Source organism: Modestobacter sp. KNN46-3 (assembly GCF_011039295.1).
Genome location: NZ_JAAKGN010000003.1, coordinates 58,303 through 83,709 on the forward strand (window position 1 = coordinate 58,303; position 25,407 = coordinate 83,709).

A 25,407-nucleotide genomic window follows, 5' to 3' on the forward strand; every position below is an offset into this window, starting at 1 on the left:
TTGCCCGGCGGGGACCAGCGCAGCGTCGCCGGGGTGACCACTCTCGCCCCAACGACCCGGCAGCGCGCCGCCCTCGCCGTGCTGCTCACCGCGAGCTTCACCCTCGCCGTCGACTTCTCCATCCTCAACGTCGCCCTGCCCACCATCGGCGCGGACGTCGGCTTCCGCCTCGCCGACCTGCAGTGGATCGCCACCGCCTTCGCGCTCTGCGCCGCCGGGCTCACCCTGCTCATGGGCCGGGTCGCCGACCTCGCCGGACGGCGGCGGATGTTCCTGCTCGGCATGGCCCTGCTCGGCACCGGCTCGCTGCTCGGCGGGCTGGCGACCACACCGGCGGTCCTGCTCACCGCCCGGGTCGCCCAGGGCGTCGCCACCGCGATCGTCGTCCCGGCCGCGCTGGCGCTGCTGCTCGGAACGTTCCCCGAGGGCCCTTCCCGCGACCGGGCGCTCGGGCTGAACGGTGCGCTGATGGCTGCCGGGTTCACCACCGGCGCCGTCCTCGGCGGGCTGCTGACCGACCTGCTCAGCTGGCGGTGGGCCTTCTTCCTCAACGTCCCGGTCGCCGTGCTCGTGCTGGTCGTCGCGCCGCGGGTTCTCGCCGAGCGCCCGGCCGAACAGCGCACCCGGCTCGACGTGCCCGGTGCAGCGACCGTGACGCTCGGGCTGCTCGCGCTCGTCTTCGGGCTGACCCGCGCCGCGTCGCACGGCTGGACCGACGGCCTGACGCTGCTCGCCTTCGCCGTTGCGGTGGCGCTGTGGTTCGCCTTCGTCGCCGTCGAGCAGCGGACGGCGTTCCCGCTCGTGCCGCTGGCGGTGCTCCGCCGGCGCAGTGTCGCCATCGGCAACATCGCCGGCGCGCTCGCCTTCGTCACCGAGACGTCACTGGTCTTCCTGCTCACCCTGTACTTGCAGGAGGTGCTCGGCTACAGCCCGCTCGGCGCCGGGCTCTCGTTCGCCGTCCTCGGGCTCGGCACCGTGGCCGGTGGGCTGCTCGGGCCCCGGGTGATCGGCCGGTTCGGCAACCGGGCGGCGATCGTCGGCGGCTTCGTCGTCCAGGCAGTCGCAACGCTGTCGCTGGTGCTCATCTCCGAGGCCGCCGCGTCGATCTGGCTGGTGCTGGCCGCCACCTTCGTCGGGGGAGTCGCGAACCTCGTCGTCATCGTCGGGTTCATGGTCACCGCGACGTCGGGGCTGCCGGAGGGCGAGCAGGGACTGGCCACCGGGCTGACCACGATGAGCCAGCAGATCGGCATCACGCTCGGTACGCCGGTGATGAGCGCCGTCGTCACCGCGGTGGTGCTCGGTGGCGCCGGGGTGCTCGACGGGGTGACGACGGCGATCGCGGTCAACGGTGCGCTGTGCCTGCTCGGCGCGGCGGTCGTGGCGGCGCGTCTCGGCGGGCGGTCGGCGCCTCGCCGGTGACCTCTACCCGGGCGGTGGACTGCTCACTAGCGTGCCGGCATGGACAGCCAGGTCGGCGGGGTGTCGGTCCACCACGTCGAGCACGGGACCGGCCCGCCGCTCGTCGCGCTGCACGGCGCCGGCGTCGACCACCGGGAGATCGAGGCGGCGGTCGAGGCCGCCGTCCCGGACGTCGGACTGCGCCGCGTCTACCCGGACCTGCCCGGGATGGGGCGCTCGACGGCCGACGGGCTGACCAGCAACGACGACGTCGTCACGCTGCTCGCCGGCTTCGTCGAGCAGCTGACCGGCGAGCCGGTGCTGCTGCTCGGGCACTCCTACGGCGCCTACCTGGCCCGGGGTCTGGCGGCTCGCCGTCCGGACCTCGTGCGCGGTCTCGCGCTGGTGTGCCCGCTCGGCGAGCGGACCGGACAGGTGCCCGAGCACCAGGTGGTCCGCCAGGACGTCGACGCCCATGACGAGCTGGCGCCGGAGCAGCGGGCGGGGTTCGACGAGTACTTCGTGGTCCGGACCCGGACGACCGCCCGCCGCTACCGCGACCACGTCGTCCCGGGCACTTCGCTGGTCGACGAGGCCGCGCTGGAGCGGGTCTTCTCCGGGTGGTCGATCGGCCTGGGGACGGGCGGCTACGACGGGCCCACCTCGATCGTCGCCGGCCGCCGCGACTCCACCGTCGGGTACGTCGACGCGGTCGGCCTGCTCGGTCACCACCCGCACGCCACCTTGGCGGTCGTGGACGACGCCGGTCACGCCCTCGTGCACGAGCGGCCCGAGGTGTTCGGCGCACTGCTCCGCGAGTGGATGGACCGCGCCCGCCCGGAGCTCATCCCCGGACGGGGCACTGCAGGTTGATCGGGTTGCCGTCCGGGTCGCGCACGTGGGCCACCCGCATGCCCCACGCCATGTCGGTCGGCCCTCCGGTGACCGAGCCACCGTGCGAGCGCACGGAGTCCAGGAGCGCATCGACGTCGTCGACGCCGATCCCCAGCAGGGTCCGGTTGCCGGCAGGCGGCTCGGCCTCCCGGACGAGCCCCAGCACCGAGTCACCGATGCGCAGGCTGAGGAAGAACGGCGGGTCGCCGTCGTCCTCCGGCGGGGTCCGCTCGACCACCTGCGCGCCCAGGGCGCCGACGTAGAAGTCCCTCAGGCTCTCCGGGTCAGCGGTGAGGATCATGGGCAGGATCGTGGGCATGGGGTCTCCTCCGGGATCGGTCGCCTCGCAGCACCGACTCCGGGACGACGCGGAAGTCATCGGCCCGGCCGTCAGCGGGAGTTGAGTCGGGCCGCCTGGCGCGTCAGGTGGTCGCGCTCTGCCGTGTTGCCCGCCAGGGCGGCCGCCTCGGCGTAGAGCCGCGCCGCCGTCGTCCGGTCGCCGTCCTTCTCGTGCAGGTACGCCTGGACGGCGGCGAAGCGGGGGACCGAGGCGTCCACCGACGCGAGCGCTGCCAGGCCGGCGCGCGGACCGTCCGCCTCGCCGACGGCGACCGCGCGGTTGAGCCGCACCACCGGGCTGCCGGTCAGCCGGACCAGCTCGTCGTACCACTCCACGATCTGCACCCAGTCGTTCTCCGCGGCCGACCGCGCGTCGGCGTGCAGCGCCGCGATCGCCGCCTGGGCCTGGTACTCGCCCAGCCGGTCCCGGGCCAGTGCGCTCTGCAGCACCTGGACTCCCTCGCTGATCAGCGCGGTGTCCCACCGGTCGCGGTCCTGCTCGGCGAGTGGCACCAGGCTGCCGTCGGGCGCGGTCCGGGCGGCCCGCCGCGCGTGGTGGAGCAGCATCAGGGCGAGCAGCCCCGCCACCTCCGGGTGGTCGACGGCGGCGGCGAGCTGCCGGGTGAGCCGGATCGCCTCCGCGGCCAGGTCGACGTCCCCGGAGTAGCCCTCGTTGAACACCAGGTAGAGCACGCGCAGCACGGTGGCGACGTCGCCGGGCTCGTTGAAGCGGACGTCGGACACGGTGCGCTTGGCCCGGCTGATCCGCTGGGCCATCGTCGCCTCGGGCACCAGGTAGGCCGCGGCGACCTGCCGGGTGGTCAGCCCGCCCACGGCGCGCAGCGTGAGCGCGACCGCCGACGCGGGCGTCAACGACGGGTGGGCGCAGAGGAAGTACAGCTGCAGCGTGTCGTCAGCCGAGAGCACCGGCCCGGACGGCGGCTCGTCGGCGACGGCCGCCTCCCGGCGACGGCGGGTGGTCTCCGCCCGGGTCGCGTCGAGGAACTTGCGCCAGGCCACGGTGACCAGCCAGCCCGTCGGGTCCCGCGGCGGGGCGGTCGGCCAGCTGCGGACCGCCTCGACCAGCGCCTCCTGGACGGCGTCCTCGGCCGCCGCGAAGTCGGCTCCGCGACGGACGAGGACGCCGAGCACGCCCGGCACCAGGGTTCTGAGCAGGACGTCGTCCACCGGTGGGGTCACTCCGTGATGGTGGGCGGTGCACCCAGGAAGGGCCGCAGTTCGAGCCACTCGCGGATCGGCTCCCCGGCCGGTCCAGGGGCGGCGGAGAGCTCGCCGGCCAGCTCGACGGCGCGTTCGTAGCTGTCGACGTCGATGGCCATCCAGCCGGCGATGAGGTCCTTGGTCTCGGCGAACGGCCCGTCGGTGACCGGCGGGCGCCCCTCGCCGTCGTACCGGACCCACGCGCCCTCCGGCGCCAGCCCCTGGGCGTCGACGAACTCGCCGGTCTCGGTCAGCTTGGCCGCGAAGTCGTGCATGAACTGGATGTGGGCCGAGACCTCCTCCGGCGTCCACTGGTCCATCGGCGCGCAGTCGAGCGACTTCGACGTGCTGCGGTAGTGCTTGAGCATCAGGTACTTGGCCATCGTGTTCCTCCTCGGTGGTGCGGCTCATCGTGGCCGCGGACACCCCTGGGACGGAACCGGTGGCGCGTTCTCGACATCGGACGTCGCTCGATGACGGGGACAGTCGACCGCCTCCTCGGCGAGATGCCCGGCGCTGCTGTCAAGACCTCCGGCTGATCTGAGGACAAGCGCCTGACCTGCGGATTCATCTTGCGGGGCGACGGGTCGAGCGGTATTCTTCGTACATACGTTCGAACAGGTCGGGAGGTGTCGTGAGCGAGTTGATGTCGGCTCTCGACGCCTTGGCGGCCGAGGAGCTGCACGGTCTGACGGACGGCGGTGTGCTGGACCGGGTCGCCGAGTTGGTGGCCGTGCAGAACCGGATCGCCGCGGAGCTGACCCGCACCGTGCGCCGCGCGGACACCATGCAGGCCGCGGAGCACGACGGGTCGAAGAGCATGCGGTCGTGGCTGACCGGGCATGCGCGGTTGGCCCCGGCCGAGGCGTCGCGGGTCCTGCGGTCGGGTCGGGTGTTGGAGCACTTCCCGGCGTTGGGCGCTGGGTTCGCTGAGGGGTCGGTGACGGCGGCGCAGATGGACGTGGTCGCCGCTGCGGTGGGGGAGCGGGAGCGGGCCCGGGCCGCCGAGCAGGGGGTCGACCTGGCTGCGTTCGATCGGGTGTGGGCGCAGGTGGCGGCTGAGTCGCCGCACCAGTCGTTGGTCGCCGCTGTGCGGGCGTTCGAGGACGCGCTGGACCCCGACGGCCCGGAGCCGGACCCGACGGAGGGCCGCCGGCTCACGATCGCCAAGCACGCCGACGGCAGCATCACCGGCCGGTTCGACCTGGATGCGGTGGGTGGGGAGAAGGTGCAGGCGGCGATCGAGTCGATCGTGCAGGCCGACCGCCCCAAGGGTGATGCGCGGACCCGCGCGCAGCAGAACGCCGACGCCCTCGTGCAGCTCTGCGACAACCAGCTGGCGTCTGGCCACCTGCCGACGCTGCGCACGGTGAAGCCACACGTGGTGGTGGGGATCGACCTGGACGACCTGGTCGACCCGGCCACCGGTGCCGGGGCCGCGGAGATGGGGTTCGGGGCGACGATCTCCGCCGCCCGGGCCCGGTATCTGGCGTGTGACGGCAGCATCTCCCGGATCGTGATGGGCCCCGACGGGGTGCCGCTGGACCTGGGCCGAGATCATCGGGTGGTCACCCCCGGGCTACGGAAAGCAGTGGAGCGGCGGGACAAGTCCTGCGTGTTCGCCGGCTGCGGCGCCCCGAGTTGGTGGTGCGACGTCCACCACCTCATTCACTGGCTGCACGGCGGGGAGACCAACCTGCAGAACTCAGCGTTGTTGTGCGAACGGCACCACACCAAGGTCCATCACGGTTTCCGGGTCCAGCGAGATCCCGGCGGGCGATGGCGCACCTACCGCCCCGACGACACCGAGATACTGATCGGCCCCCTGCTGCACTGACTGCCCGACCCCCGCCAGCCGGCCACGGTTCGACCGTGGCCGGCTGCCGGTGCGCGCCGTGCGACGTCCTGCCGCTCGCGTCAGAGGCCTGTCTGGCTCACTCCGTACTCGGCCTGCTCGGGCGTGTACCCCTCGTACTCCAGTTGGTCGATGAGGCCGGACCGGGAGAAGGAGCTGTACTCGAGGTAGTCCTGCGCGGTCCGGGCTGCCTGTTCGTTCCAGTTCGCGCGCGTGTTGTCGACAGCCCACGTCGCGTCAGCGGTCGCGTAGCCCTCGTACTCCAACTGCTCGATCAGACCGGAGCGGGAGAACGCCGAGTACTCGAGGTAGTCGTTGGCGGACTCGAGAGCGTTCTCCTGCGCTGTCGTCTGCCCGGTTGCAGGAACCGGCGCAGGAACCGGCGCGGGTACGGGTGCGGGGGCGGGTGTGGGCTGCGGGGCTCTGGTCGTGGCGGCGGGAGCAGCAGCGGCAGGCGCCGTCACGGTCACCGTCTCGGTCACGGTCGCTGGGGCCGGCGCGGGCGGGGTGGCCGTGACCGTCGTGGTCGCCGGCGCCGTCGCGGTGACCGGCGCGGCGTCGGCCACCGCGACGGTCGGGGTGCTGTCGCCCGCACTCCCTATCCCGACGCCGACCAGCAGCACCACGACGCCGGCCGACGCGAGGAACCACGTCCGCCGGTAGAACGGCTGGCCGGGGTCCGGTGAGACCTCAGCAGCCGCAGGGCCGCCGCCCGGCCCGAAGGCCGGCCCCCACTGCGGGGGCGGCTGATGGAAAGGCGGCTGGCTCATGCTGTTCCCCGTCTGTACGTTCGCAGTGGACGCCGCACAGTAGGGCGACCCGGAGCGGAGATGGAACAACCGTGACCGGATCGTGGGTCAGTCCACCCACGGTCGTCGCCGCCAACCAGCCCCGGCCTGAGCAGGGCGAACGTCACCAGGCGACGGCGCCGTGCCGGTCGGTGAAGGTGCCGGTCGGGCCGTCGAGCCCGATCGACGCCATCGCGACGATCGCGTCCGTGCCCTCGGTGACGGTCTGCGGGCCGGCGTGACCGTTGAAGTCCGTCGCCGTGTAGCCCGGGTCCACCGTGTTGATCCGCAGCTCCGGGAGGAACTGGGCGTAGACGGAGGTGAGCATGTTGACCGCCGCCTTGCTGGCCGAGTACCCGAGCGAGGGGACCGAGTGCTCGATCCGGGACTCGTCGGAGCGCACGGCGAACGAACCGAGTCCGCTGGTCACGTTCACGATCACCGGGGCCGCCGACTCGCGCAGCAGCGGCAGGAAGGCGTGCGTCGTCCGCACGATCCCCACCGCGTTGGTGTCCAGCACCGCCGTCAGGTCCGCGGCGGTGTACTCGTCGACCGCGCCGATCGGCCCGGAGATGCCGGCGTTGTTGACCAGCACGTCCAGCCCGCCGAACCGCTCGCGCACCTCCTTCGCCGCCGAGGCCACCGACTCGTCGGAGGTCACGTCGATGCCCACCCACTCCACGCCCAGCTCCTCGGCCGCGCGCTGACCGCGCTCGGCGTCGCGGGCGCCGATGACCACCCGGTGCCCGAGGTCCTTCAGTCGCCGGGCCGCCTCGAAGCCGAGGCTCTTGTTGCCGCCAGTGATCAATGTCGTCGTCATGTCACCGACAGTGCGCCGGTCCAGGCGGCGTCCGGTGGTCCCGTTCGACCGTATGACTGGCAGTACCACCCATCCCGGCCGCGGTGGACGACGATGAGCTCATGACCGACCGAGGGGACTTCGCCGCACTGCTGCGCGCATGGCGGGAACGCCTCCAGCCGGCCGCGGTCGGGTTCCCCACCGGGCAGCGCCGCACCAAGGGGCTGCGCCGGGAGGAGGTCGCGTTGCTGGCCGGCGTCTCGGTCGACTACCTCGTCCGGCTGGAGCAGGGCCGCGCCGACCGCCCCTCGGCGCAGGTCGTCGCCTCGCTCGCCCGGGTGCTGCAGCTGTCCGACCTCGAGCGCGACCAGCTGTACCTCGCCGCCGGTCTGCCCGCACCGCTGCCCAGCGCCGTCCCCACGCACATCCCGGCCAGCGTGCAGCGGCTGCTCGCCCGGCTGCCGGACGTCGCCATCGGCGTGTGGACGGCGCACTGGACCCTGCTGACCGCCAACGCGGCGTGGCGTGCCCTGCTGGGGGACATGCCGGCCGGCCTCAACCTGGTCGCTGCGGAGTTCGCCGGCCGGGCCCCGCAGGTCGTGTGGAGCGACGGCGACCTGGAGCGCCACCAGCGGGCCCTCGTCTCCGACCTGCGCAGTGCCCAGATCCGCTACCCGGACGACCCGTCCGTGCGGGCCCTGCTCGCCGAGTTGCAGCCCGATCCGCGCTTCGCGCAGCTGTGGGCCGAGGGCGCCGTCGTCGAGCACAGGTTCCAGGCGAAGACCTTCGTGCACCCGCGCGTCGGCCTGGTGACGGTCGACTGCGACGTCCTCACCGTGATCGGCACCGACCTGCGCATCGTCACCTACACCGCCGAGCCGGGCACCGAGGACGCCTCCCGGTTCGACCTGATCCGCACCCTCGGGCTGGCGGAGGTCGGCGGACCGTCCGCCTGACGGCCGGTCAGCGCCGGAGCTCGGCCACCTCGTCCAGCCGGCCCAGCTTGCGCGGATTTCGCACCGCGTACATCCGGGAGATCCGGCCGTCCTCCACGACAAAGGTGATCGCTGTGTCGAACTGGCCGCCCGGGTCGATCCGGGCGGCGATCCCGCCGTTGATCAGCGGCGTGGTGATCCGCACCCCGGGCGCGAGCTCGGCGAACCGGGACAGCGCCCCGGCCACCCGCTCCCGGCCGGCCAGCGGGCGCCGGGCAGCGGGCGCCAGGCCGCCGCCGTCCGCGACCACCACGACGTCCGGTGCCAGCACGTCCAGCAGCGCCTGCACGTCGCCGCCGGTGAGCGCGGCCAGGAACCGGTCCACGACCAGCTGCTGCTCGGCCGGGTCGACCACCATGCGCGGACGGCGGGCGGCCACGTGCTCCCGCGCCCGGTGCGCGATCTGCCGGACGGCGGCGCCCGACCTGCCCACCGCCTCGGCGATCTCCTCGTACGGCACGGCGAACACCTCGTGCAGCACCAGCACCGCACGCTCGGTCGGCCCCAGGGTCTCCAGCACGGTCAGCATCGCCAGCGAGACGCTCTCCGCGAGCTCGACGTCCTCGGCAACGTCCGGGCTGGTCAGCAGCGGCTCGGGCAGCCACTCGCCGACGTAGTCCTCCCGGCGGCGGGACACGGTGCGCAGCCGGTTCAGCGCCTGCCGGGTGATGACCCGGACCAGGTACGCCCGCGGGTCGCGCACCTCCGTGCGGTCCGCCTCGGCCCACCGCAGCCACGTCTCCTGCACGACGTCGTCGGCGTCGGCGGCCGAGCCGAGCATCTCGTAGGCGACGGTGAACAGGAGGCTGCGGTGGGCCAGGAACGGGTCGTCGGTCATGCCGAGGCGCTGTCCTCCCGTGACGGGGTCGCCAGCGGCGGCAGGCCGCAGGACGCCGAGAACTCCGCGGACCGGATGCCGAGCGCGACGTTGGTCCGGGCACTGAGGTTCATCGCGCCGATCCTGGCAGTCAGCTCGACCAGCGCGGGCGCCCCGAGCTCGGCGAGCAGGGCGGCCGACAGCTCGTCGGTCACCGCCGGCGGCGTCTGGCTCATCGCCTCGGCGTACTCCATCACCCGGCGCTCCAGGGGGGTGAAGACGTCGGACTCCCGCCACCGCGGCACCTCCCGCGCCCGGGCCTCGTCGAGTCCGCGGTCGTGGGTCAGGAAGTGGTGCAGGTCCAGGCAGAAGCTGCAGCCGATCGTGCTGGCCGCGGCCATGGACGCGAACGACGCCAGGTCGCGGTCCAGCCGATCCCAGGAGTCGGACTTCCGGCCGAGCCCCATCAGGGCCTTGAACACCGGCGGGTGGTGCCACATCACGCCGATCGACTCCGGCACCGCGCCGAACATCCTGCGGGTCATCGCCGTGACCAGGGCTCCGTAGACGCCGGTGACCTCGGTCGCCGGGACGCGGGTGCTGCTCGTCATGTCTCCTCCAGGTGTGTGGTGGGTCGACATGGAGACACCGGCCGCGCGCCGGGTGTGACACCCCTCCGGGAGACTGCGGGGGTGAGCGGAGGCAGTGACCAGGTGCGGCTCGTCGTCCTGGGCGGGGGAGTGCTCGGGGCGTCGGCCGCGGCGCAGGCGGCCGCCAGGGGAGCCCGGGTCACGCTCGTGACGGACGGCGAGCCGGCCAGCGGCGCGTCGGGACGGTCCCTGTCCTGGCTGAACTCGGCCGGCGACTTCCCACCGGAGTACCACCGGCTCCGCATGCTCGCCCTCGATCGCTACCGGGCGTTCGCCGCCCGCCCCGACTCGACCGCGCACATCGCCTTCGACGGCGGCCTCCGCTGGGGCGACGGCGTCCGCGCCTCGTTCGAGCACCAGCGCCGGATCGGCTACCCGGCCGAGTGGCTGAGCCGGGCGGACGTCGCCGCGCGGCTCCCCGGGGTGGACGCCGGCGCGATCCCGGGCGACGGCGCGCTGCTCAACCCGGACGAGGGCTGGGTCGACCTGCCGTCGCTCATCGCGCAGCTGGTGCGGGACCTGCGGGCTGCCGGGGGAGTGGTGCGCACCTCGGCCGGTCCGTGCCAGGTCGTCGTGCAGGGCGGCCGGGTCGTCGGTGTGCGGACCGGCACCGGTGACGTGCTCGACGCCGACGCCGTCGTGCTGGCCACGGGCGCCGACGTCCCGCGCACCCTCGCCGGTCTCGGTGTGCCCCTGCCCGACGCCACCTCGAACGCGCTGCTCGTGCGCACCCCGCCGTTCGGGCACCGGCTCCGCGCCGTGCTGAACACGCCGCGGGTGGCCCTCCGGCCCGCCCTGGGCGGCGGGATCGTCCTGGACGCCGGCTGGTCGGAGGAGGAGGTGGTGCGCCGGGACGACGGGACGTTCGACGTCCGCGACTCGACGGTGCAGGGGCTGCTGTCCGAGGCGGCGCAGGTGCTGGCCGGTCGGCCGGTGCTGTCCTGCGCGTCCTACGGCGTCGGGCGCAAGCCGATCCCCGGCGACGGGCACCCGGTGCTCGGCGCCGTCCCCGGCATCGACGGCCTCACCGTCGCCTTCACCCACAGCGGCGCGACGCTCGGCCTCATCGCCGGCGAGCTGCTCGCCGGCGAGGTCCTGGACGGAGAGCCGAGCCCCCTGCTCGATGCGTTCCGGCCCGCCCGTTTCGCGATGTGACCGTCGTACGCGTCGCGCGCCGACCACAGCCGGCTGCCAGGAGTTCACCGAACGGGCATGGCGCAGCCGGGGGGCCCGGTTTACGGTCGTCCCCGTCCGGAGCCGGGCATCGTTCGATGCCCGCCCGGCTGCAGCAGGTTGACGGCCACAGGGGGAACTGGTGCCTGAAGTCATGCCATGCGAGCGCGTGCAGGTCCTCGGCTGATGAGCCGGGCCCGCCGCGGACGGCACACGAAGACCCGGTCGAGCCGGGTGCGGGCACCCGGCGTCGTCGCCAGCGCGGGCATCACCACCGCCCTGGTCGCCTTCCTCCCCGCGGCCAGCGCCGCACCCGGTGCCACTCCGGCGCCACCGCAGTCCTCCCGCCTGATGGCCGTCGAGGCCGACGCGCTCGTGCCCCGCCCGCCGTCCGGTCTGCGGGACGTCTTCGCGCCACCGCTCGAACCGCTGCTGGAGACCGTGGCGATCGCGACCGACGCCGATCCCAGCGCCGATCCCAGCGCTCCCGCGACAGCCACCGCCACGCCCGCCGCCGCCCCGACCGGCGAGGCGTCGCCGCTGGCCGCCAGCGGGATCCCGTCGACCGCACTGACGGCCTACCAGCGCGCCGCCGAGCTCTCCGCCGACTGCGGCATCAGCTGGACCCTGATCGCCGCCATCGGCCGGGTCGAGTCCAACCACGGCCGCTTCGCCGGCGCCACCCTGCACACCGACGGGCTGTCGAGCCCGCCGATCATCGGCATCCCGCTCGACGGCACCAACAACACCGCCCGGATCCTCGACTCCGACGACGGCCTGCTGGACGGCGACACCGTCTACGACCGCGCCGTCGGCCCGATGCAGTTCATCCCGACCACCTGGGCGATGTACGACAGCGACGGCAACGGCGACGGGCGCCGCGACCCCTTCAACATCAACGACGCCGCCGTCGCCACCGGCAAGTACCTCTGCGCCGCGGGTGGGGACCTCTCCACGCCGGAGGGCCAGTCGCGCGCCGTCTTCGCCTACAACCACTCCGACAGCTACGTGGCCACGGTGCTCGGGCTGTCCGCCACGTACGCCGGGACGACGCCGGAACCGGTGCCCACCCCGGAGGGTCCGGCGCCGACCGTGCCACCGGCCGCCCCCGCCCCGCCGCCCGCGATCGAGCCGCCGCCGGCTGTCGAGCCGCCTGCGGCGCCGGTCGAGCCCCCGCCGCTCTCGGCCGCGCCGGCACCGCCGGTGGAGCCCGCGCCCGCGCCGGATCCCGCGCCTGCCCCGGCACCGGGGCCCGTTCCGGAGCCGGCGCCCGTTCCGGCTCCCGCGCCGGAGCCCGCTCCTGCGCCGGAGCCCGCGCCCGTCCCGGCTCCTGAGCCCGAGCCCGAGCCCGAGCCCGCGCCTGCCCCGGCACCGCAGCCCGTGCCCGAGCCCGTCCCGGCACCTGAACCTGCGCCGGTCCCGGCTCCCGAGCCCGCCCCGGTACCGGAGCCGGAGCCCGTTCCGGCACCTGAGCCCGCGCCGGTCCCGGCACCCGAGCCGAGCCCGGAGCCGGCCCTGTGCGGCACCGAGTTCGAGCCGGTCGTCGTCGACGTGGTGGACGGCACCGGTGACCCGGTCCTGGTCGAGGCGGTGACCAGGGTCCTCACCGACGCCGGGCTCACCCTCGGCACGGTCAGCAGCGCCGAGGTCACCGACTCGGCGATCGAGCACCTCGAGGGTCAGGAGGAGCCGGTGCGGCAGCTGGCCGAGGCGCTCGGCGTCGTCACGCTGCTCCGGCCCGCGACGGGGGAGAACCTCACCGTCGTCCTGGGCTCCGCCGACGCGGCCCCGTTGGTCGGGGAGCTGGCCACGCTCACCGACGAGCAGTGCGACACCGCCCCCGCCGAGGCGACCGACTGACCGGCGGCGACACCCAGACGTTCTTCGGCTCCCGCGCCGCCGCCTGGGAGGAGAAGTTCCCCGACGACGGGCCCCGGTTCGAGCGGGCCGTCGCCGAGCTGGGGGTGCACACCGGGGACGCCGTCCTCGACGCCGCCTGCGGCACCGGGCGCGCCCTGCCGGTGCTGCGCGCCGCCACCGGCGCGACCGGGCTGCTCGTCGGCCTCGACCTGACCGCCGAGATGCTGGCCGAGGCCCAGCGGCGCGGTCGCGGGGAGCTGGCGCACCTGGTGCGTGGCGACGTCACCGGGCTGCCGTTCGGGACACGGTCGTTCGACGTCCTCTTCGCCTCCGGGCTGGTCTCCCACCTGCCCGATCCCGAGGCCGGCCTGCGGGAGCTGGCCCGGGTCGCCGCCGACGGCGCGCGGCTCGGCCTGTTCCACCCGGTCGGCCGGGCAGCGCTGGCCCGGCGGCACGGCCGGGAGCTGACCCCGGACGACGTGCGCAGCGAGCCCCGGATCCGGGAGCTGCTCACCGGCACCGGCTGGCGCGTCACCGAGGTCGACGACGCCGAGGACCGCTGGCTGGTGGTGGCCGTCCGGCGCGAGGGCGCGTAGCCGACCGCCTCGAGCCTGCCCGGGGGAGCGGTGTCCGCGTGTCACCCTGTGCGGCGTGCTGCACCGGACCCCGCCCCGCCTGACGTGAGCGTCGTGTTCGCCGCGGTGGTCGCCGGACTGGGCGGAGCCGTTACCGGCCGCGTCGTCGACTCGCTGGCGCTGGTCGCGCCTCGTCGGGTCGGGGCCGGCGACGGGGCGGTCGCGACCCGCGTCGACCGGCGGGGCCGCGCGATCGGGGCCCCGTGGCCGGAACTGACCGGGGCGATCTGCGCCGTCGCGGTCACCCTCCGGTTCGGCTGGACGGCGCAGCTGCCCGCGTGGCTGTGGTTTGTCGCCGTCGGCCTGCTGCTCACCGTCGTCGACCTGCGCGAGCAGCTGCTGCCCAACCGGGTGCTGCTGCCGGGGCTGCTCGGCGGCCTCGCCCTGCTGGCTCTCGCCGCCGGGGCCGACGGCGACTGGTCCAGCCTGGGGCGCGCCGCGCTGGCCGGGGGAGCCGCGTTCGCGGTGCTGCTGGTGATGGCGCTGGCCGCCCCGAGCGGACTGGGCATGGGCGACGTCAAGCTGGCCGGGCTGCTCGGCCTGTACCTGGGCTGGCTCGGCTGGCCCGTCGTCCTGGTCGGGTTCCTCCTCGGCTTCCTGCTGCAGGCCGTGGTCGGGCTGGCGCTGCTCGCCGCCCGGCGGGTGGGGCGCCGGACCGGGCTGCCGTTCGGGCCGGCGCTGCTCGGCGGTGCCCTGGTCGCGGCTCTGTTGACCGAGGACTGGGTCCTGCTCCTGCCGTGACCGGCGGTGGCCGTCGGGCTGGCTGCCGCCTTGCCGGGCTCGATCGTCCTGGTCGACCTGGACGTGCAGTTCGGTGACGTCGCCAGCGCACTCGCACTGGGGCCGGAGTACACGCTGCCCGACACCGTGCACGGCGCGGCGACCAACGACCCGCTGGTGCTCAAGACCTTCCTCAGCCGGCACTCCACCGGCCTGCACGTCGTCGCCGGCAGCGACTCGCCGGCGGCCGGTGACGCGGTCACCCCCGCCGACGTCGGCCGGTTGGTCGACATGCTCAGCCGGGAGTTCCGCTACGTCGTGGTCGACACCGCCCCCGGGCTCACCGACCACACGCTCACCGCGCTGGAGCGGGCGACCGACCTGGTGATGCGGGGCAGCATGGGTGTGCCCGGCGTCCGGGGCCTGCGCAAGGAGCTGGACGTGCTCGGTGAGCTGGGCCTGGTGCCCGCTCGGCGGCACCTCGTGCTCAACAACAGCGACGGCGGCAGCAGCGGCCTGGACCTGGCCGACGTGGAGCAGACCGTCGGCGCCCCGCTGGAGCTGGTGCTGCCACGGCACTCCACTGTCCCGCTGTCGACCAACACCGGCGCCCCGCTGCTGCAGAAGGGCGGCAAGGACCCGGTCACCCGGGGCCTGCAGACGCTCGTCGGCCGGATCCCGCCCGTCGCGGCGCCGGTCCGCGGCCGGCTGACCAGCACCACGCCCGGCCTGGCGATGCTCACGGTCGCCGGCCGCGCCGCCTACGAGGCGCTCGCCACCCGCACCCAGGTCGCGGACCTGCGGCGGTTCGTCGGTGCGGTGAACCAGGCCGAGGCCTACGGCATCCCGCTCGCCGACGTGCTGCGGGCGCAGGCCGACGAGATGCGCGTCAAGCGCCGGCAGCGCGCCGAGGAGCAGGCGATGAAGGTGCCGGTCGAGGTCACCTTTCCCCTGATGGTCTGCGTCCTGCCGGCGCTGCTGATCATCGTCGTCGGGCCCGCCGCGATGGGTGTGCTGGAGTCCCTGGGCTAACCCGGGGCGCCCGCCGGATCAGGCCGGTGCGTCGATCGGCAGGCCGACGTAGAGCATGCCGATCAGCGCGCCCGCGGCGGAGTGCACGCCGGCGTAGGCGGTGAAGTACGGCTTGCCCGCGACGGTGGCCGGGCCGGTGTAGACCCGCCCGTCGAGCACCGCGGCGAGCACCGGGTTGCGGCTGCCGTCGGCGCCGGTGGGGGAGAGGCAGGTGCCGATGTTCCGCCGGCCCTGCGGGTTCACCACCGTGGTCGCCACCCGGACCATGCCGCCGGCGTCGTCGAGCCGCTGGAACAGCGTGCAGGTACCGCCGACCTGGGCCACCACGTCGTCGACCAGCGCCGATCGGTGCCGCGGGTCGTCGTTCCAGCTCAGCACCTCCCCGCCGAGCAGCAGCTCGGGCAGCCCGACGGAGCGCGTCGCCGAGGTCGCCTGGTCGGTCACGGTCACCGTCCGGTGCCCACTGCCCAGGTCGATGCCGCCGGCCTCGTCGAGCAGGTCCTCGGCCAGGGTCAGCGCGCGCCGGACGTAGACCAGCCGCTGGCTGTCGGCCAGCTCGGCGACCGCCTGGGTGATCCGGGCCGACCCGCTGGCCGCCCGGTCGACGTTGTCCACGACCCGGTCGGTGGCGGCGCGCTGCTGCTCGACGGCGGCGGCGATCGCGTCCTGCGCATCGGCGATCGAGCCCAGCGTGCCGGTGATCCGGCCGATCGCGGTGACCGCCTGCCGGGTCTCGGACTGCACCGCCTCGATCTGCGCGCCGATGTCCTCGGCGGCCTGGGCGGTGCGGCTGGCCAGTTCCTTGACCTCGTCGGCCACCACGGCGAAGCCCCGGCCCACGTCGCCGGCGCGCGCCGCCTCGACGTAGGCGTTGAGCGCCAGGAACCGGCTCTGCTGGCTGATCGCCGAGATCAACCGCACCATCTGGGTGATCGACTCGCTGGCCTCCTGCAGCGCGGCGATCCGCTCGTCGACCGCGCGGGCGTCCCGCACGGCCTCCTCCGCGACCGCCGAGGCCTGCGTGGTGCGCGAGGAGATGTCCGCGATCGCCGAGCGCAGTTCGGTCAGCGACTCGGCGGCCTGCTGGGAGGTGTCGGACACCTCGCGGCTGGCCGAGGAGAGCACGCCGGCCTGCTGGGCGGCCGCGGCCATGCTGTCGTCCTGCTCGGGCTTGCGGCGGGCACGCGCGGGCGCCGCCGGACGCGGGGCGACGGTCGCCGGCCCGTCGGCCGGGGGCGCGACGGCGCCGGGCACCGCTGCGGTGCCCCGCGGGGACGGGAAGCGCACGACTCGGACTCCTCTCGGACGCGGACCCGTGCCCGCCTCGCGCGGTCAGCCTAGGGGGGCCGAGGGCGGGAACGCGCTGGTGAGAGCGGCGCGTCGGGAGTCCGGTCGGACGGGAACGATTGCACGCCGGGTCGGGCACCGCGCGGCGTCAGGTCAGCGCAGCAGCGTCGTCAACCGCACGGACAGCCCGCTCGGCCCGTCGACGACGTCCACGTGGTCGCACAGCTGGCGGGCCAGCCACAGGCCCATGCCGCCGTGGGAGAGGTCGTCCCCGTGCGCGGGACCGTAGCCGGCGAACGGGTCGTCCATCCCCGAGCCGCCGTCGCTGATCCGGCAGACCACCCGGTCGGCCGACGCCCACAACCGCAGCTGGACCGGCGGCCCGCCGTGCCGCACCGCGTTCGCGCTCATCTCGTCGATCGCCAGGTGCAGGTCCTCCAGCGCGTCCCGGGAGCCGTGCAGCTGCGTCAGCCGGGCACCGACCGCATGCCGAAGCCCGGCGAAGTCCTTGGCGTCGACGACCTGCAGCAGCGGCTCGGTGGCCTCCAGCGGCTCGTCCGGGACCGGCAGGGCGCGCAGGTAGTCGGCCGGCTCGGTGAAGTGCGGGTTGGTTCGGCGGCCGTCGGCGCTGACCAGGTGGGTGTGCGTGCGCAGCCCGCAGTCGACGAGCTCCCCGGGGAGCGACTCGACGTCGTAGGCACACAGCCCCCAGGTCGGCCACGAGCGCATCGCCTCGTTGAGCACGGCCTCGTACCGCTGCCACTCCAGCCAGTCCCGCGGCGTCTTCCCGAAGTCGGTCTCCCCGACCACCCGCAGCCGGGCGTGCCCGCGACCGGTGACCCGCTCGGCGAGCCGGCGGAAGGAGGTGATCGTTGCAGGAGTGCGCGCCTGGTACACCTCCTGCCGCGGCAGCACGTGCACGTGCTCGTCGCCCAGCGCATCCCGCAGCATCGTGGCCGACGGCTCGCTCGTGGTGATGACGGCCGCGTCGCCGGCCTCCAGCCCCGCCCGCAGGAAGGGGACGGCGACGGCGGCCAGCTCCTCGGCGGAGCTGTGCAGGACCAGGTCGTGCCGGAACGTGGCCGGACCCAGCTGGTCTGGCGGTGCGTGCACGTGTCGGGTCCTCTCGTTCGTCGGGGCAGGGTCTGGGCCGGGGCGTGGGGCCCACGGTAGGCCGATGCCGGTGCGGCAGCTGCGGGTGTGCCCCGCCGGGGGTCCCGCAGCCCGTCCTCAGCGCCCCGCCGGGTCGTCCGGGACGACGTCAGGCACCCGGTTGGGGCCGGCCTCCGTCGGGCGCGGGCGGTCCTGCCGGTGCAGTCGCACGGCGACCACGGCGACGTCGTCCTCGGGCTTGCCGTCGACCAGCCGCTCGATCAGCTCGTCCAACAGCTGGCCCAACGGGAGGTCGGCCAGCTCGGTCAGGTGGGTCCGCAGCCGGAGCAGGCCGGTGTCCAGGTCGGCGTCCCGGCGTTCGATCAGCCCGTCGGTGTAGAGGAGCACCGTCGACCCGCGGTCCAGGGTGACCACCGACTCGGTCCGCTCGACCGTGGCGTCGACGCCGAGGAGCAGGTCGGCCTTCCAGTCGGCGAGCACCGCGAGGCTGCCGTCGGGGTTGAGCGCCAGCGGCGGCAGGTGCCCCGCGTTGGCCCAGATCATCCGGGTCACCCCGCGCTCCAGCTCGTCGGCGGTCTGCTCGAACCGGGCCACCGCGGCGGTGGCCAGGGTGTTCAGCTGGAGCAGCGTCATCGCCGAGTCCAGCCCGCGGAGGACCTCCACCGGCCCGGCGTCGCTGTAGGCGGCGATGCCGCGCAGCAGGCTGCGCACCTGGCCCATGGCCGCGGCTGCGGCCGTGTCGTGCCCGACGACGTCCCCGATGACCACCATCGTCGACCCGCTGGGCTGCAGGAAGGCGTCGTACCAGTCACCGCCCACCCGGGCGGCCTCGGCCGCGGGCAGGTAGCGCACCGCGATCTCGGCGTGGTCGGGCTCCGGCGGATCGGTGAGCAGGCTGCGTTGCAGCACCTCGGCCATCTGCTGCTGCTGGTCGAACAGACGCGCGTTGTCCAGCGCCAGACCGGCCCGGTCGGCGACGTCCTGGGCCACCGCGACGTCCGCCTCGGTGGCGTCGTGCCCGTCGGCGTACGCCAGGGTCAGCAGCCCCAGCGTGCGGCCGCGCGCCCGGAGCGGGATGGCCACCTCGGCCCGGGGCGCCAGCACGGTCAGCAGGTCCCGCGCCTGCCCGGGCGGCAGCAGCTCGAGCACCTCGGCACCGGCGAAGGACACCGCCTCGACGGCGTGCAGAGCGCGGCCCACCGGCGCGGCGATCGGCATGGCGTCCAGCCGCACCTCGGCGTACCGCTCCAGCACCGACCGGCTCGCGGGGTCGACGTGCCAGCTGCCGACGTCGCGGGGCTGGCCGTGCGCGTCGATGACCGTCACGATGCACCAGTCGGCCAGCGCCGGGACGACCAGCCGGGGCAGCCGGGCGGTCGCCGACTGCACGTCCAGGGTGCCGGCGAGCTCGGCGCTGACCTGCGCCAGCAGCGCCAGCCGGCGGGCGGACCGTTCGGCCTGCTCCTGAGCCTCGCGGCGGGCGGTGACCTCGATCGCGTAGACCGACAGCCCGTCCGGCGTCGGCCAGGCACGCACCTCGTACCAGCCGTTGAGCGGGGCGGGGTAGTGCGCGTCGAACGCGGCCGGTTCGCCGGTGGCGACGGCCCGGCGGTAGCTCTCCTCGAAGAGGCTGCCGACCGCAGCCGGGAAGGCCTCCCAGATGACCCGGCCCAGCAGCTCGTCCCGACTGCTCCCGAGCAGCCGCTCGGCCTCGGCGTTGACGTGCACGAAGCGCCACTCGGGGTCCAGGGAGTAGAAGCCGGCCGGCATCGCCTCGAGCACGCGGACCACCCGGGCCTCGGCGGCGAGCTCGTCGGTCGCGTCGTAGGCGACCCCGACCACCCGGGCCGCCGACCCGTCGATGCCGGCGACCGCCTGGCCGCGGGCCGACACCCACCGGGTGTGCCCACCCGGCAGGACGATCCGGAACTCGGCCTCGTACTCCGCACAGCTGTCGATGGCGGCCTGCAGGGCGTCGGTCACCCAGGTCAGGTCGTCGGGGTGCAGGCGCGCGTTGAACGCCTCGATGCTCTGCTCGAAGGTCTCCCGGTCGTAGCCGAACATCTCGATCAGCCGGGCGTCCCAGACGAGCCGTCCGCTCCGGAGGTCCCAGTCGAACGTCCCGATCCGCGCGGCGTCGATGGCCAGCTGCGCCCGGAGCCGGTCGCCCTCGACGTCGTCCGCGAGGTCGCCGACGTGTGTGGGCTCTGCCACTGACACCCACTCCACCTGGTCGCCCGACATCCGGGCCGGGAGCCTCGTCGCTCACTGTTGAGCTGCAGGAGTTATGTCACGTGCCACCGAGTTGGGGCAAGCACCCCGACGCAGATCACGTCGCCGGAGCGGGCACCGGTGTCCGCTCCGGCGCACCGTTGTGCGATAACACCTGCCATGGACACGCGCACGGCTCCGGCATGACCAGTTCGTCCCCGGCGCCGCTCGCGCCGCCCCGCCTCGAGGGTGCGGCCGTCGACAAGGGCCTCAAGACCGGCGCCCTGGGCCTGGTCTCCTCGATCGTCCTGGCCGTCTCCTCGACCGCCCCGGCCTACGCGCTGGCCGCGACGCTGGGGTTCGTCGTCATCGTCGTCGGAGTGCAGGCCCCGGCGATCATGCTGCTGGCGTTCGTGCCGATGTGGCTGACCGCGGTCGCCTACTCGGAGCTCAACAAGCGCGAGCCCGACTGCGGGACGACGTTCACCTGGGCCGCCCGGGCCTTCGGACCACGTGCCGGGTGGATGGGCGGCTGGGGGATCATCGCCGCCGACGTCATCGTGATGGCGAACCTCGCCCAGATCGCCGGCTCCTACGGCTACCGGCTGGTCGGGCTCGACGGGCTGGCGGAGAGCGCCGTCTGGACGACGGTGGCCGGCGTCGCCTGGATCGCCGTGATGACCTGGGTCTGCTACCGCGGCATCGAGCCGACCGCACGCCTGCAGCGGGTGCTGCTGTCCGTCGAGGGCGTCGTGCTGGTGGCCTTCGCGGTGTACGCCCTGGTCAAGGTGTACGCGGGGACGGCGCCCGAGGGCTCGCTCACCCCGTCCCTGTCCTGGCTGTGGCCCTCCGGGCTCGGCTGGCCGGCGCTCACCGAGGCGGTGCTGCTGGCGATCTTCATCTACTGGGGCTGGGACTCCGCCGTCGCCGTCAACGAGGAGACCGCCAACCCGACCCGGTCGCCCGGGCGGGCCGCGATCATCTCCACGGTGCTGCTGGTCGGCATCTACACGGTGGTCTCCGTGGCGACCGTGGCCTTCGCCGGCGTCGGGACCGAGGGCATCGGGCTGGGCAACGAGGCCAACGCCGAGGACGTGTTCGTCGCCCTGGGCGCGACGGTCTTCGGGGACGACGTCCTCGGGCGGGCCTTCGAGGCGCTGCTGATCATCTCCGTGCTCACCTCGGCGGCGGCGTGCACGCAGACCACGATCCTGCCCACCGCCCGCGGCACGCTGGCGATGGCCGCCTACGGCGCACTGCCCCGGTCCTTCGCCCGGATCCACCCGCGGTACCTCACGCCCACGGTCTCCACGGTCTGGATGGGGATCGTCTCGATCGCCTTCTACGTGGGCCTGACGATCGTCAGCGAGAACGTGCTGATCGACTCCATCACGGCCACTGGCATGCTGATCGCCTTCTACTACGGGCTCACCGGCTTCGCCTGCGCCTGGCAGTTCCGCCGGGCGCTGCGCGGCCCGCGGGACGTCGTCATGCGCCTGGTGCTCCCGCTGCTCGGCGGGCTGTTCATGCTCGCCGTCTTCGTGCTGGCCTGCGTCGAGTACGCCGACCCCGGCTACGGCGAGACGGTGATCGGCGGCGTCGGCGGGGTGTTCGTGGTCGGGGTCGGCGCCCTGCTGCTGGGGCTGGTGCTGATGGTGGTCTACAGCCGGGTCGCGCCGGCGTTCTTCCGCGGCGAGACGATGCTCGACGGCGCCGGGGACCTGGTGCTCGAGGAGGGCGTCGCGACCGTCGCACCGACCGGGCCCGACGACCGGCCGTCCACGCCCGGGCGGTGATCCGGCGCGGGTGTCGGCTCGGCGAGCCGGTGCTGGGCCGGCAGGAACGCCAGGACGACGGCCGCCCCGACCCCGCTGGCCACGGCGCACACCCACGAGCCGGCGACGACGCCGTCCAGGAACGACTGCTGGACCGCCGTCACCGCACCACCGGGCAGCTGCCCGGCCACCGCGAGCCCGGCGAACACGGAGTCCGCCGCGCTCTCGGCCACCCGGGCCGGCGCGCCGGCCGCGGTGAGCCCGTCGACGGCGGCCGGGCCGTAGACCGTGCTCAGCACCGAGCCCACCACGGCGACGCCGAGGGTGCCGCCGACCTCGCGCACCGTGTCGTTGACCGCTGAACCGGCCCCGGCCTGGTCGCCGCGCAGCGCTCCCATCACCGCCTCGGTCGCCGGGCTGGTGACCAGCCCGAGGCCGGCGGCCATGAGCACCATCGCGATCACGATCCGGCCCCAGTAGTCGGACTCCAGGGTGGTGCCGGTGGCGACGGCGAACCCGACGGCCATGGTCAACAGCCCGGCTGCGACCACCAGCTTCGTGCCCACCGCCCGCATCGCGACGATCGCCAGCGGCGCGGTGACGCCGATGACGGTGGCGAAGGGGAGGGTCGCCACGCCGGCGGTGAGGGTGTCGTACCCGCGGACCGACTGGAAGTACTGGGTGATCATGAAGATGAACCCGAAGAGGCTGAAGAAGGCCAGCGCGATCGCACCGCTGCCGACCGACACCCGCGGGTCGCGGAACAGCCGGACGTCCAGCAGCGGCTCGGCGGTGCGCAGCTCGTGGACGACGAAGCCGGCGAGCGCCACCGCCGCGACCGCGTAGCCGCCCAGCGTGGTCGCCGATCCCCAGCCGTGCCCGGGGGCCTCGATCGTCGTCCAGACCAGCAGGCCGATGGCGAGCACCGAGGCGGCGGCGCCGGTCAGGTCGAAGCGGTGCGCCCGCGCCGCGCGCGCCTCGGGGACGACCAGTCGGCCGGCGACCAGAGCGACCGCCGCGATCGGCAGGTTGACCAGGAAGACCGAACCCCAGGCGAAGTGCTCCAGCAGCAGGCCGCCGGTCACCGGGCCGATGGCCACCGACAGGCCGGTGACCGCGGACCAGACGCCCAGTGCGGTGGCCCGTTCCCGGCGGTCGGTGAACGTGGTGACCAGCAGCGCCAGGGTGGCCGGGTAGATCGCTGCTGCGGCCACGCCCATCGCGGCCCGGCCGGCGATGAGCTGGTCGGTGCTGGTGGCCGCCGAGGCCAGCACAGAGGTCAGGGCGAAGGCGACCAGCCCGGCCTGGAGCACCCGCCGCCGGCCGAACCGGTCACCGAGCGCACCGCCGAGCAGCAGCAGTGCGGCGAAGGCCAGCGTGTAGCCGTCGACGACCCACTGCAGGTCCCGGGTGCTGGCCGACAGCTCGCGGCTGATGGTCGGCAGCGCGACGTTGACGATCGTGTTGTCGATGCTGACCAGCAGCACGGACAGGCAGAGCACGGCGAGCACCCACCACCGACGGGTGGCGAGGGCGGGCGGGGAAGTGGTCATCGCAGCCTCCGGACTGTAGAACAACGTGCCAGAACAATAGGACGGCGTTCTACAAGAGGCAAGCAGGATCGGTGCAGGAGGATGAGGTCGTGACAGACGTCAGGTCCGGCGCCGGGCGCACCCCCAGCCGCGCGGTTGAGCAGGCGTTGGTCGACGCGGCCGAGCGGGTGCTGGTCCGGGACGGCCTGGGCGCGGTGACCGTGCGGGCCGTCGCCACCGAGGCCGGCGTGGCGCCGATGGGCGTCTACAACCGCTTCGGCAGCAAGGACGGGTTGATCGCCGCCGTCCTGGTCCGCGGCTTCGACGGGCTGCGCGCCGCGGTCACCGAGGACGCCGACCCCGACCCGATCGCCCGGCTGCTGGCCAGCGGACGCAACTACCGGCGGTTCGCGCTGGCCCAGCCGCAGCACTACGGGGCGATGTTCGGCGGGCGACCCCTGCCCACCGAGGGCGCCGACGAGCTGGTCGCGCACGCCGCTGCCGCCTTCGAGGCGCTGGTCGACCACGTGCGCCACGCGATGGCCCGCGGGGCGCTGCGCGAGCAGGACCCGACCGAGACCGCCCAGCTGATCTGGAGCTCGGTGCACGGGGCGGTGAGCCTGGAGCTGGGCGGGGCGGTGCTCACCTCCGACCCGGCGGTCACCTACGAGTCGCTGCTGCACCTGCTCGTCGACGGACTCCGCCGACCACCCCCTTGAGGGTGAGCTGACCCGCCGTTCGCCGCGACGACGCTCCAGCGCCCCGCCGTCCCTGCCGACACCAGCAGAGACGAAAGGGGCCGGTCATGATGACTCTGGCGTGCAGTGCAGTGGCTCAGGCAGGGATGGCAGCGACGACGGCGTCGCTGGACGACACCCCCGCGGAATCGTTGATGTTCGTGGCCGGGTGGCTCACCACGGCCACCGACCTCACCGCGCAGGCGATGCTGCTCCGCGACCTCGGCGCGAGCTTCGACGTCCTGATTTAGGGAGACCCCGCCGCGCTCGGCAAGGACCGGCGGTTCGACCCGAGGTCCGCCTGGTCCGCGGCGCGCCGACCGGCGTGCCAGCCGGCCGGGTCGACCGTGCTGCCGCCGCGACGGCGCAGCGACGGGAACAGCTCCTCGACCGCCCGGTCGACCGCGGCCGACCGTTCGGCCAGCACCGGCGCCAGCTCGGCGCCGTAGTCGGCCCGGGCCTCCGCGGTCGCCTGCTCGCGGGCCTGGGTGAGCCGCTCCTCCAGCCGCTGGGCGAAGGAGTAGAGGAAGCCCCGGCGGAACGGCGTCGACCGCGCCCGGGCCCCGCCGCTGGAGGCTGCGTCGGCCAGGGCCCGGGCCGCCTGCAGCAGCAGTGAGGTGACCAGCAGCTCCACCAGGTCCACGTCGTCCCGGAAGCCGACCAGGGTGGCGATGCCGAAGCTCGGCAGCAGCACCACCCGGACGCCGTTCGCGGTGCCGACGGCCTGCACCACCGCCGCCTTCGCCTCGGTGTGCGGGTCGTCCAGGTGCAGCCGCCGGGCGACCACGCCGGCCGGGGCGCCGTTCCCCCGCTGCGCGAGGACCGCCGTGTCGATGGCGTGCCGGGCCATCAACGACTGCGCCTTGGCGGTGAGCGCCTCGGCCTCCTCGGCGAACTCCGTGGACTCCGCCTTGGCCAGCAACGACCGGATCCGGTGCAGCACCTTGCCGTCGGCCTCGCTGCCCGGCGCCTCCACCGGCCATGACGCAGCCGACCAGCCGCTGGGCGGGGTGAGCAGCTGCTCCAGCCTCGGCAGCGTGCGGAACAGCCCGATCAGCCGCAGCACGTCGCGCCAGGCCGGTGCGGGCTGGATCCGTTCGGCCCGCCACCAGTCGGCGACGGAGCGGACGTCGGTGGCCAGCGCGCCGAGCTGGGCGGTCCAGGCCTCGGGCACCTGACCGGCAGCGGCCGACCCGGACTCGGCGGTGATGACCGCGGCCGCCAGCCGGGCGGCCCGTTGGCTCACCCGGCGACGAGCGACGTGCACGACGTCCACCGGTTGCCAGCCGCCCTCCCACAGCTGCGGCAGCGCCGCCGTGAGCGTCTGCTGTGCCTGGCCGCCGCTGTCGACACCCGGGTCGCGCCGGGTCAGCCGGGCGACCACCGGGTCGAGCTCGGCGGCCTGCACCCCGGGCTCGGCGGCGAGCCGGGCGCCGGCCAGCAGCAGCATCAGCACCTCGTCGGTGGTCATCGGCGGTCCTCTCCTCGTGCGTGCGCCGGACCAGCGTGGCGGCGGGTGGGCCGCGCCGGGGGCGATCCAGGCGGTTGTGGACCGGGCGTCCCGTTGTGGACG

At 74.4% G+C, this 25,407-nt stretch carries 23 protein-coding genes and 1 pseudogene; 12 read left to right on the plus strand and 12 right to left on the minus strand.

The genetic code is table 11. The features are described 5' to 3' along the window. Positions 1 to 33 precede the first annotated feature (33 nt). Complete coding sequence (locus G5C62_RS02095; protein WP_164699824.1) at positions 34 to 1,422, plus strand: MFS transporter; 1,389 nt, start codon at positions 34 to 36, stop codon at positions 1,420 to 1,422. Between the two features lie 39 nt (positions 1,423 to 1,461). After that, entirely contained in the window at positions 1,462 to 2,274 is an 813-nt protein-coding gene (locus G5C62_RS02100; protein ID WP_164699825.1) for an alpha/beta fold hydrolase, read from the plus strand. Here the strand turns inward: G5C62_RS02100 and G5C62_RS02105 are convergent. The 3 genes from G5C62_RS02105 to G5C62_RS02115 all read right to left on the minus strand — a co-directional run bounded on the left by G5C62_RS02105 (position 2,246) and on the right by G5C62_RS02115 (position 4,238). Continuing rightward, a complete protein-coding gene (locus G5C62_RS02105) occupies positions 2,246 to 2,614 on the minus strand; it encodes a glyoxalase/bleomycin resistance/extradiol dioxygenase family protein (protein WP_164699826.1) in 369 nt (122 codons plus the stop codon). The two genes, G5C62_RS02100 and G5C62_RS02105, sit on opposite strands and share 29 nt — an antisense overlap. A gap of 71 nt (positions 2,615 to 2,685) precedes the next feature. Further along, positions 2,686 to 3,834, minus strand: a complete 1,149-nt coding sequence (locus G5C62_RS02110) for an RNA polymerase sigma factor (RefSeq protein ID WP_206330428.1) — start codon at positions 3,832 to 3,834, stop codon at positions 2,686 to 2,688. Continuing rightward, the gene (locus G5C62_RS02115) at positions 3,831 to 4,238 is read right to left on the minus strand and encodes a YciI family protein (protein WP_164699827.1); all 408 of its coding nucleotides are present in this window, start codon (positions 4,236 to 4,238) and stop codon (positions 3,831 to 3,833) included. Before G5C62_RS02115 ends, G5C62_RS02110 begins: the two co-directional genes overlap by 4 nt. A gap of 251 nt (positions 4,239 to 4,489) precedes the next feature. Between G5C62_RS02115 and G5C62_RS02120 the strand changes: the two genes are divergently transcribed. Then, complete coding sequence (locus G5C62_RS02120; protein ID WP_164699828.1) at positions 4,490 to 5,692, plus strand: HNH endonuclease signature motif containing protein; 1,203 nt, start codon at positions 4,490 to 4,492, stop codon at positions 5,690 to 5,692. 80 nt (positions 5,693 to 5,772) lie between these two features. Here the strand turns inward: G5C62_RS02120 and G5C62_RS02125 are convergent, their stop codons facing one another. Continuing rightward, the gene (locus tag G5C62_RS02125) at positions 5,773 to 6,480 is read right to left on the minus strand and encodes an Ltp family lipoprotein (RefSeq protein WP_164699829.1); all 708 of its coding nucleotides are present in this window, start codon (positions 6,478 to 6,480) and stop codon (positions 5,773 to 5,775) included. Between the two features lie 142 nt (positions 6,481 to 6,622). Beyond that, the gene (locus tag G5C62_RS02130) at positions 6,623 to 7,318 is read right to left on the minus strand and encodes an SDR family NAD(P)-dependent oxidoreductase (RefSeq protein ID WP_164699830.1); all 696 of its coding nucleotides are present in this window, start codon (positions 7,316 to 7,318) and stop codon (positions 6,623 to 6,625) included. A gap of 101 nt (positions 7,319 to 7,419) precedes the next feature. On the opposite strand from G5C62_RS02130, the gene G5C62_RS02135 reads away from it, so the two are divergent. Next, on the plus strand, positions 7,420 to 8,253 hold the full coding sequence (locus G5C62_RS02135) for a helix-turn-helix transcriptional regulator (RefSeq protein ID WP_164699831.1): 834 nt from the start codon (positions 7,420 to 7,422) through the stop codon (positions 8,251 to 8,253). 7 nt (positions 8,254 to 8,260) lie between these two features. Here G5C62_RS02135 and G5C62_RS02140 read toward each other — a convergent pair whose 3' ends face one another. Beyond that, positions 8,261 to 9,130 carry an RNA polymerase sigma-70 factor gene (locus G5C62_RS02140; protein WP_164699832.1) on the minus strand — a complete coding sequence of 290 codons (870 nt, stop codon included), beginning with the start codon at positions 9,128 to 9,130 and terminating at the stop codon, positions 8,261 to 8,263. Next, positions 9,127 to 9,720 carry a carboxymuconolactone decarboxylase family protein gene (locus tag G5C62_RS02145; RefSeq protein ID WP_164699833.1) on the minus strand — a complete coding sequence of 198 codons (594 nt, stop codon included), beginning with the start codon at positions 9,718 to 9,720 and terminating at the stop codon, positions 9,127 to 9,129. Before G5C62_RS02145 ends, G5C62_RS02140 begins: the two co-directional genes overlap by 4 nt. Before the next feature lie 81 nt (positions 9,721 to 9,801). Between G5C62_RS02145 and G5C62_RS02150 the strand changes: the two genes are divergently transcribed. The 5 genes from G5C62_RS02150 (at position 9,802) to G5C62_RS27745 (ending at position 15,179) form a co-directional block, all read left to right on the plus strand. Beyond that, on the plus strand, positions 9,802 to 10,914 hold the full coding sequence (locus tag G5C62_RS02150; protein WP_241175658.1) for an FAD-binding oxidoreductase: 1,113 nt from the start codon (positions 9,802 to 9,804) through the stop codon (positions 10,912 to 10,914). 204 nt (positions 10,915 to 11,118) lie between these two features. Further along, positions 11,119 to 12,792 (plus strand): lytic transglycosylase domain-containing protein, encoded by a 1,674-nt coding sequence (locus G5C62_RS02155; RefSeq protein WP_164699835.1) that lies wholly within the window; start codon positions 11,119 to 11,121, stop codon positions 12,790 to 12,792. Then, the gene (locus G5C62_RS02160) at positions 12,759 to 13,388 is read left to right on the plus strand and encodes a class I SAM-dependent methyltransferase (RefSeq protein WP_206330429.1); all 630 of its coding nucleotides are present in this window, start codon (positions 12,759 to 12,761) and stop codon (positions 13,386 to 13,388) included. The genes G5C62_RS02155 and G5C62_RS02160 overlap by 34 nt, the downstream gene beginning before the upstream one ends. A gap of 84 nt (positions 13,389 to 13,472) precedes the next feature. Then, entirely contained in the window at positions 13,473 to 14,168 is a 696-nt protein-coding gene (locus G5C62_RS02165) for a prepilin peptidase (protein ID WP_164699836.1), read from the plus strand. Positions 14,169 to 14,174: 6 nt separating this feature from the next. Further along, a complete protein-coding gene (locus G5C62_RS27745; protein ID WP_241175659.1) occupies positions 14,175 to 15,179 on the plus strand; it encodes a type II secretion system F family protein in 1,005 nt (334 codons plus the stop codon). An 18-nt stretch (positions 15,180 to 15,197) separates the two neighbouring features. On the opposite strand, the gene G5C62_RS02175 is transcribed toward G5C62_RS27745, so the two are convergent. The 3 genes from G5C62_RS02175 to G5C62_RS02185 form a co-directional block, all read right to left on the minus strand. Further along, positions 15,198 to 16,466, minus strand: coding sequence for a Cache 3/Cache 2 fusion domain-containing protein (locus G5C62_RS02175; protein WP_241175660.1), 1,269 nt, complete (start codon positions 16,464 to 16,466; stop codon positions 15,198 to 15,200). Between the two features lie 153 nt (positions 16,467 to 16,619). Next, complete coding sequence (locus G5C62_RS02180) at positions 16,620 to 17,579, minus strand: sensor histidine kinase (protein ID WP_164699837.1); 960 nt, start codon at positions 17,577 to 17,579, stop codon at positions 16,620 to 16,622. A 117-nt stretch (positions 17,580 to 17,696) separates the two neighbouring features. After that, positions 17,697 to 19,793, minus strand: coding sequence for a SpoIIE family protein phosphatase (locus G5C62_RS02185; protein ID WP_241175661.1), 2,097 nt, complete (start codon positions 19,791 to 19,793; stop codon positions 17,697 to 17,699). Between the two features lie 200 nt (positions 19,794 to 19,993). Between G5C62_RS02185 and G5C62_RS27750 the strand changes: the two genes are divergently transcribed. After that, positions 19,994 to 21,586, plus strand: a complete 1,593-nt coding sequence (locus tag G5C62_RS27750) for an APC family permease (protein ID WP_164699839.1) — start codon at positions 19,994 to 19,996, stop codon at positions 21,584 to 21,586. Positions 21,587 to 21,867: 281 nt separating this feature from the next. On the opposite strand, the pseudogene G5C62_RS02195 reads toward G5C62_RS27750, so the two are convergent. Beyond that, positions 21,868 to 23,118, minus strand: a pseudogene (locus tag G5C62_RS02195) (DHA2 family efflux MFS transporter permease subunit); the annotation flags it as partial. Positions 23,119 to 23,207: 89 nt separating this feature from the next. On the opposite strand from G5C62_RS02195, the gene G5C62_RS02200 reads away from it, so the two are divergent. Beyond that, on the plus strand, positions 23,208 to 23,816 hold the full coding sequence (locus G5C62_RS02200) for a TetR/AcrR family transcriptional regulator (RefSeq protein WP_164699840.1): 609 nt from the start codon (positions 23,208 to 23,210) through the stop codon (positions 23,814 to 23,816). 125 nt (positions 23,817 to 23,941) lie between these two features. After that, positions 23,942 to 24,085 carry a hypothetical protein gene (locus G5C62_RS02205; protein ID WP_231558346.1) on the plus strand — a complete coding sequence of 48 codons (144 nt, stop codon included), beginning with the start codon at positions 23,942 to 23,944 and terminating at the stop codon, positions 24,083 to 24,085. On the opposite strand, the gene G5C62_RS02210 is transcribed toward G5C62_RS02205, so the two are convergent. Further along, on the minus strand, positions 24,082 to 25,305 hold the full coding sequence (locus G5C62_RS02210) for a DUF2786 domain-containing protein (RefSeq protein ID WP_164699841.1): 1,224 nt from the start codon (positions 25,303 to 25,305) through the stop codon (positions 24,082 to 24,084). The two genes, G5C62_RS02205 and G5C62_RS02210, sit on opposite strands and share 4 nt — an antisense overlap. Positions 25,306 to 25,407 lie beyond the last annotated feature (102 nt).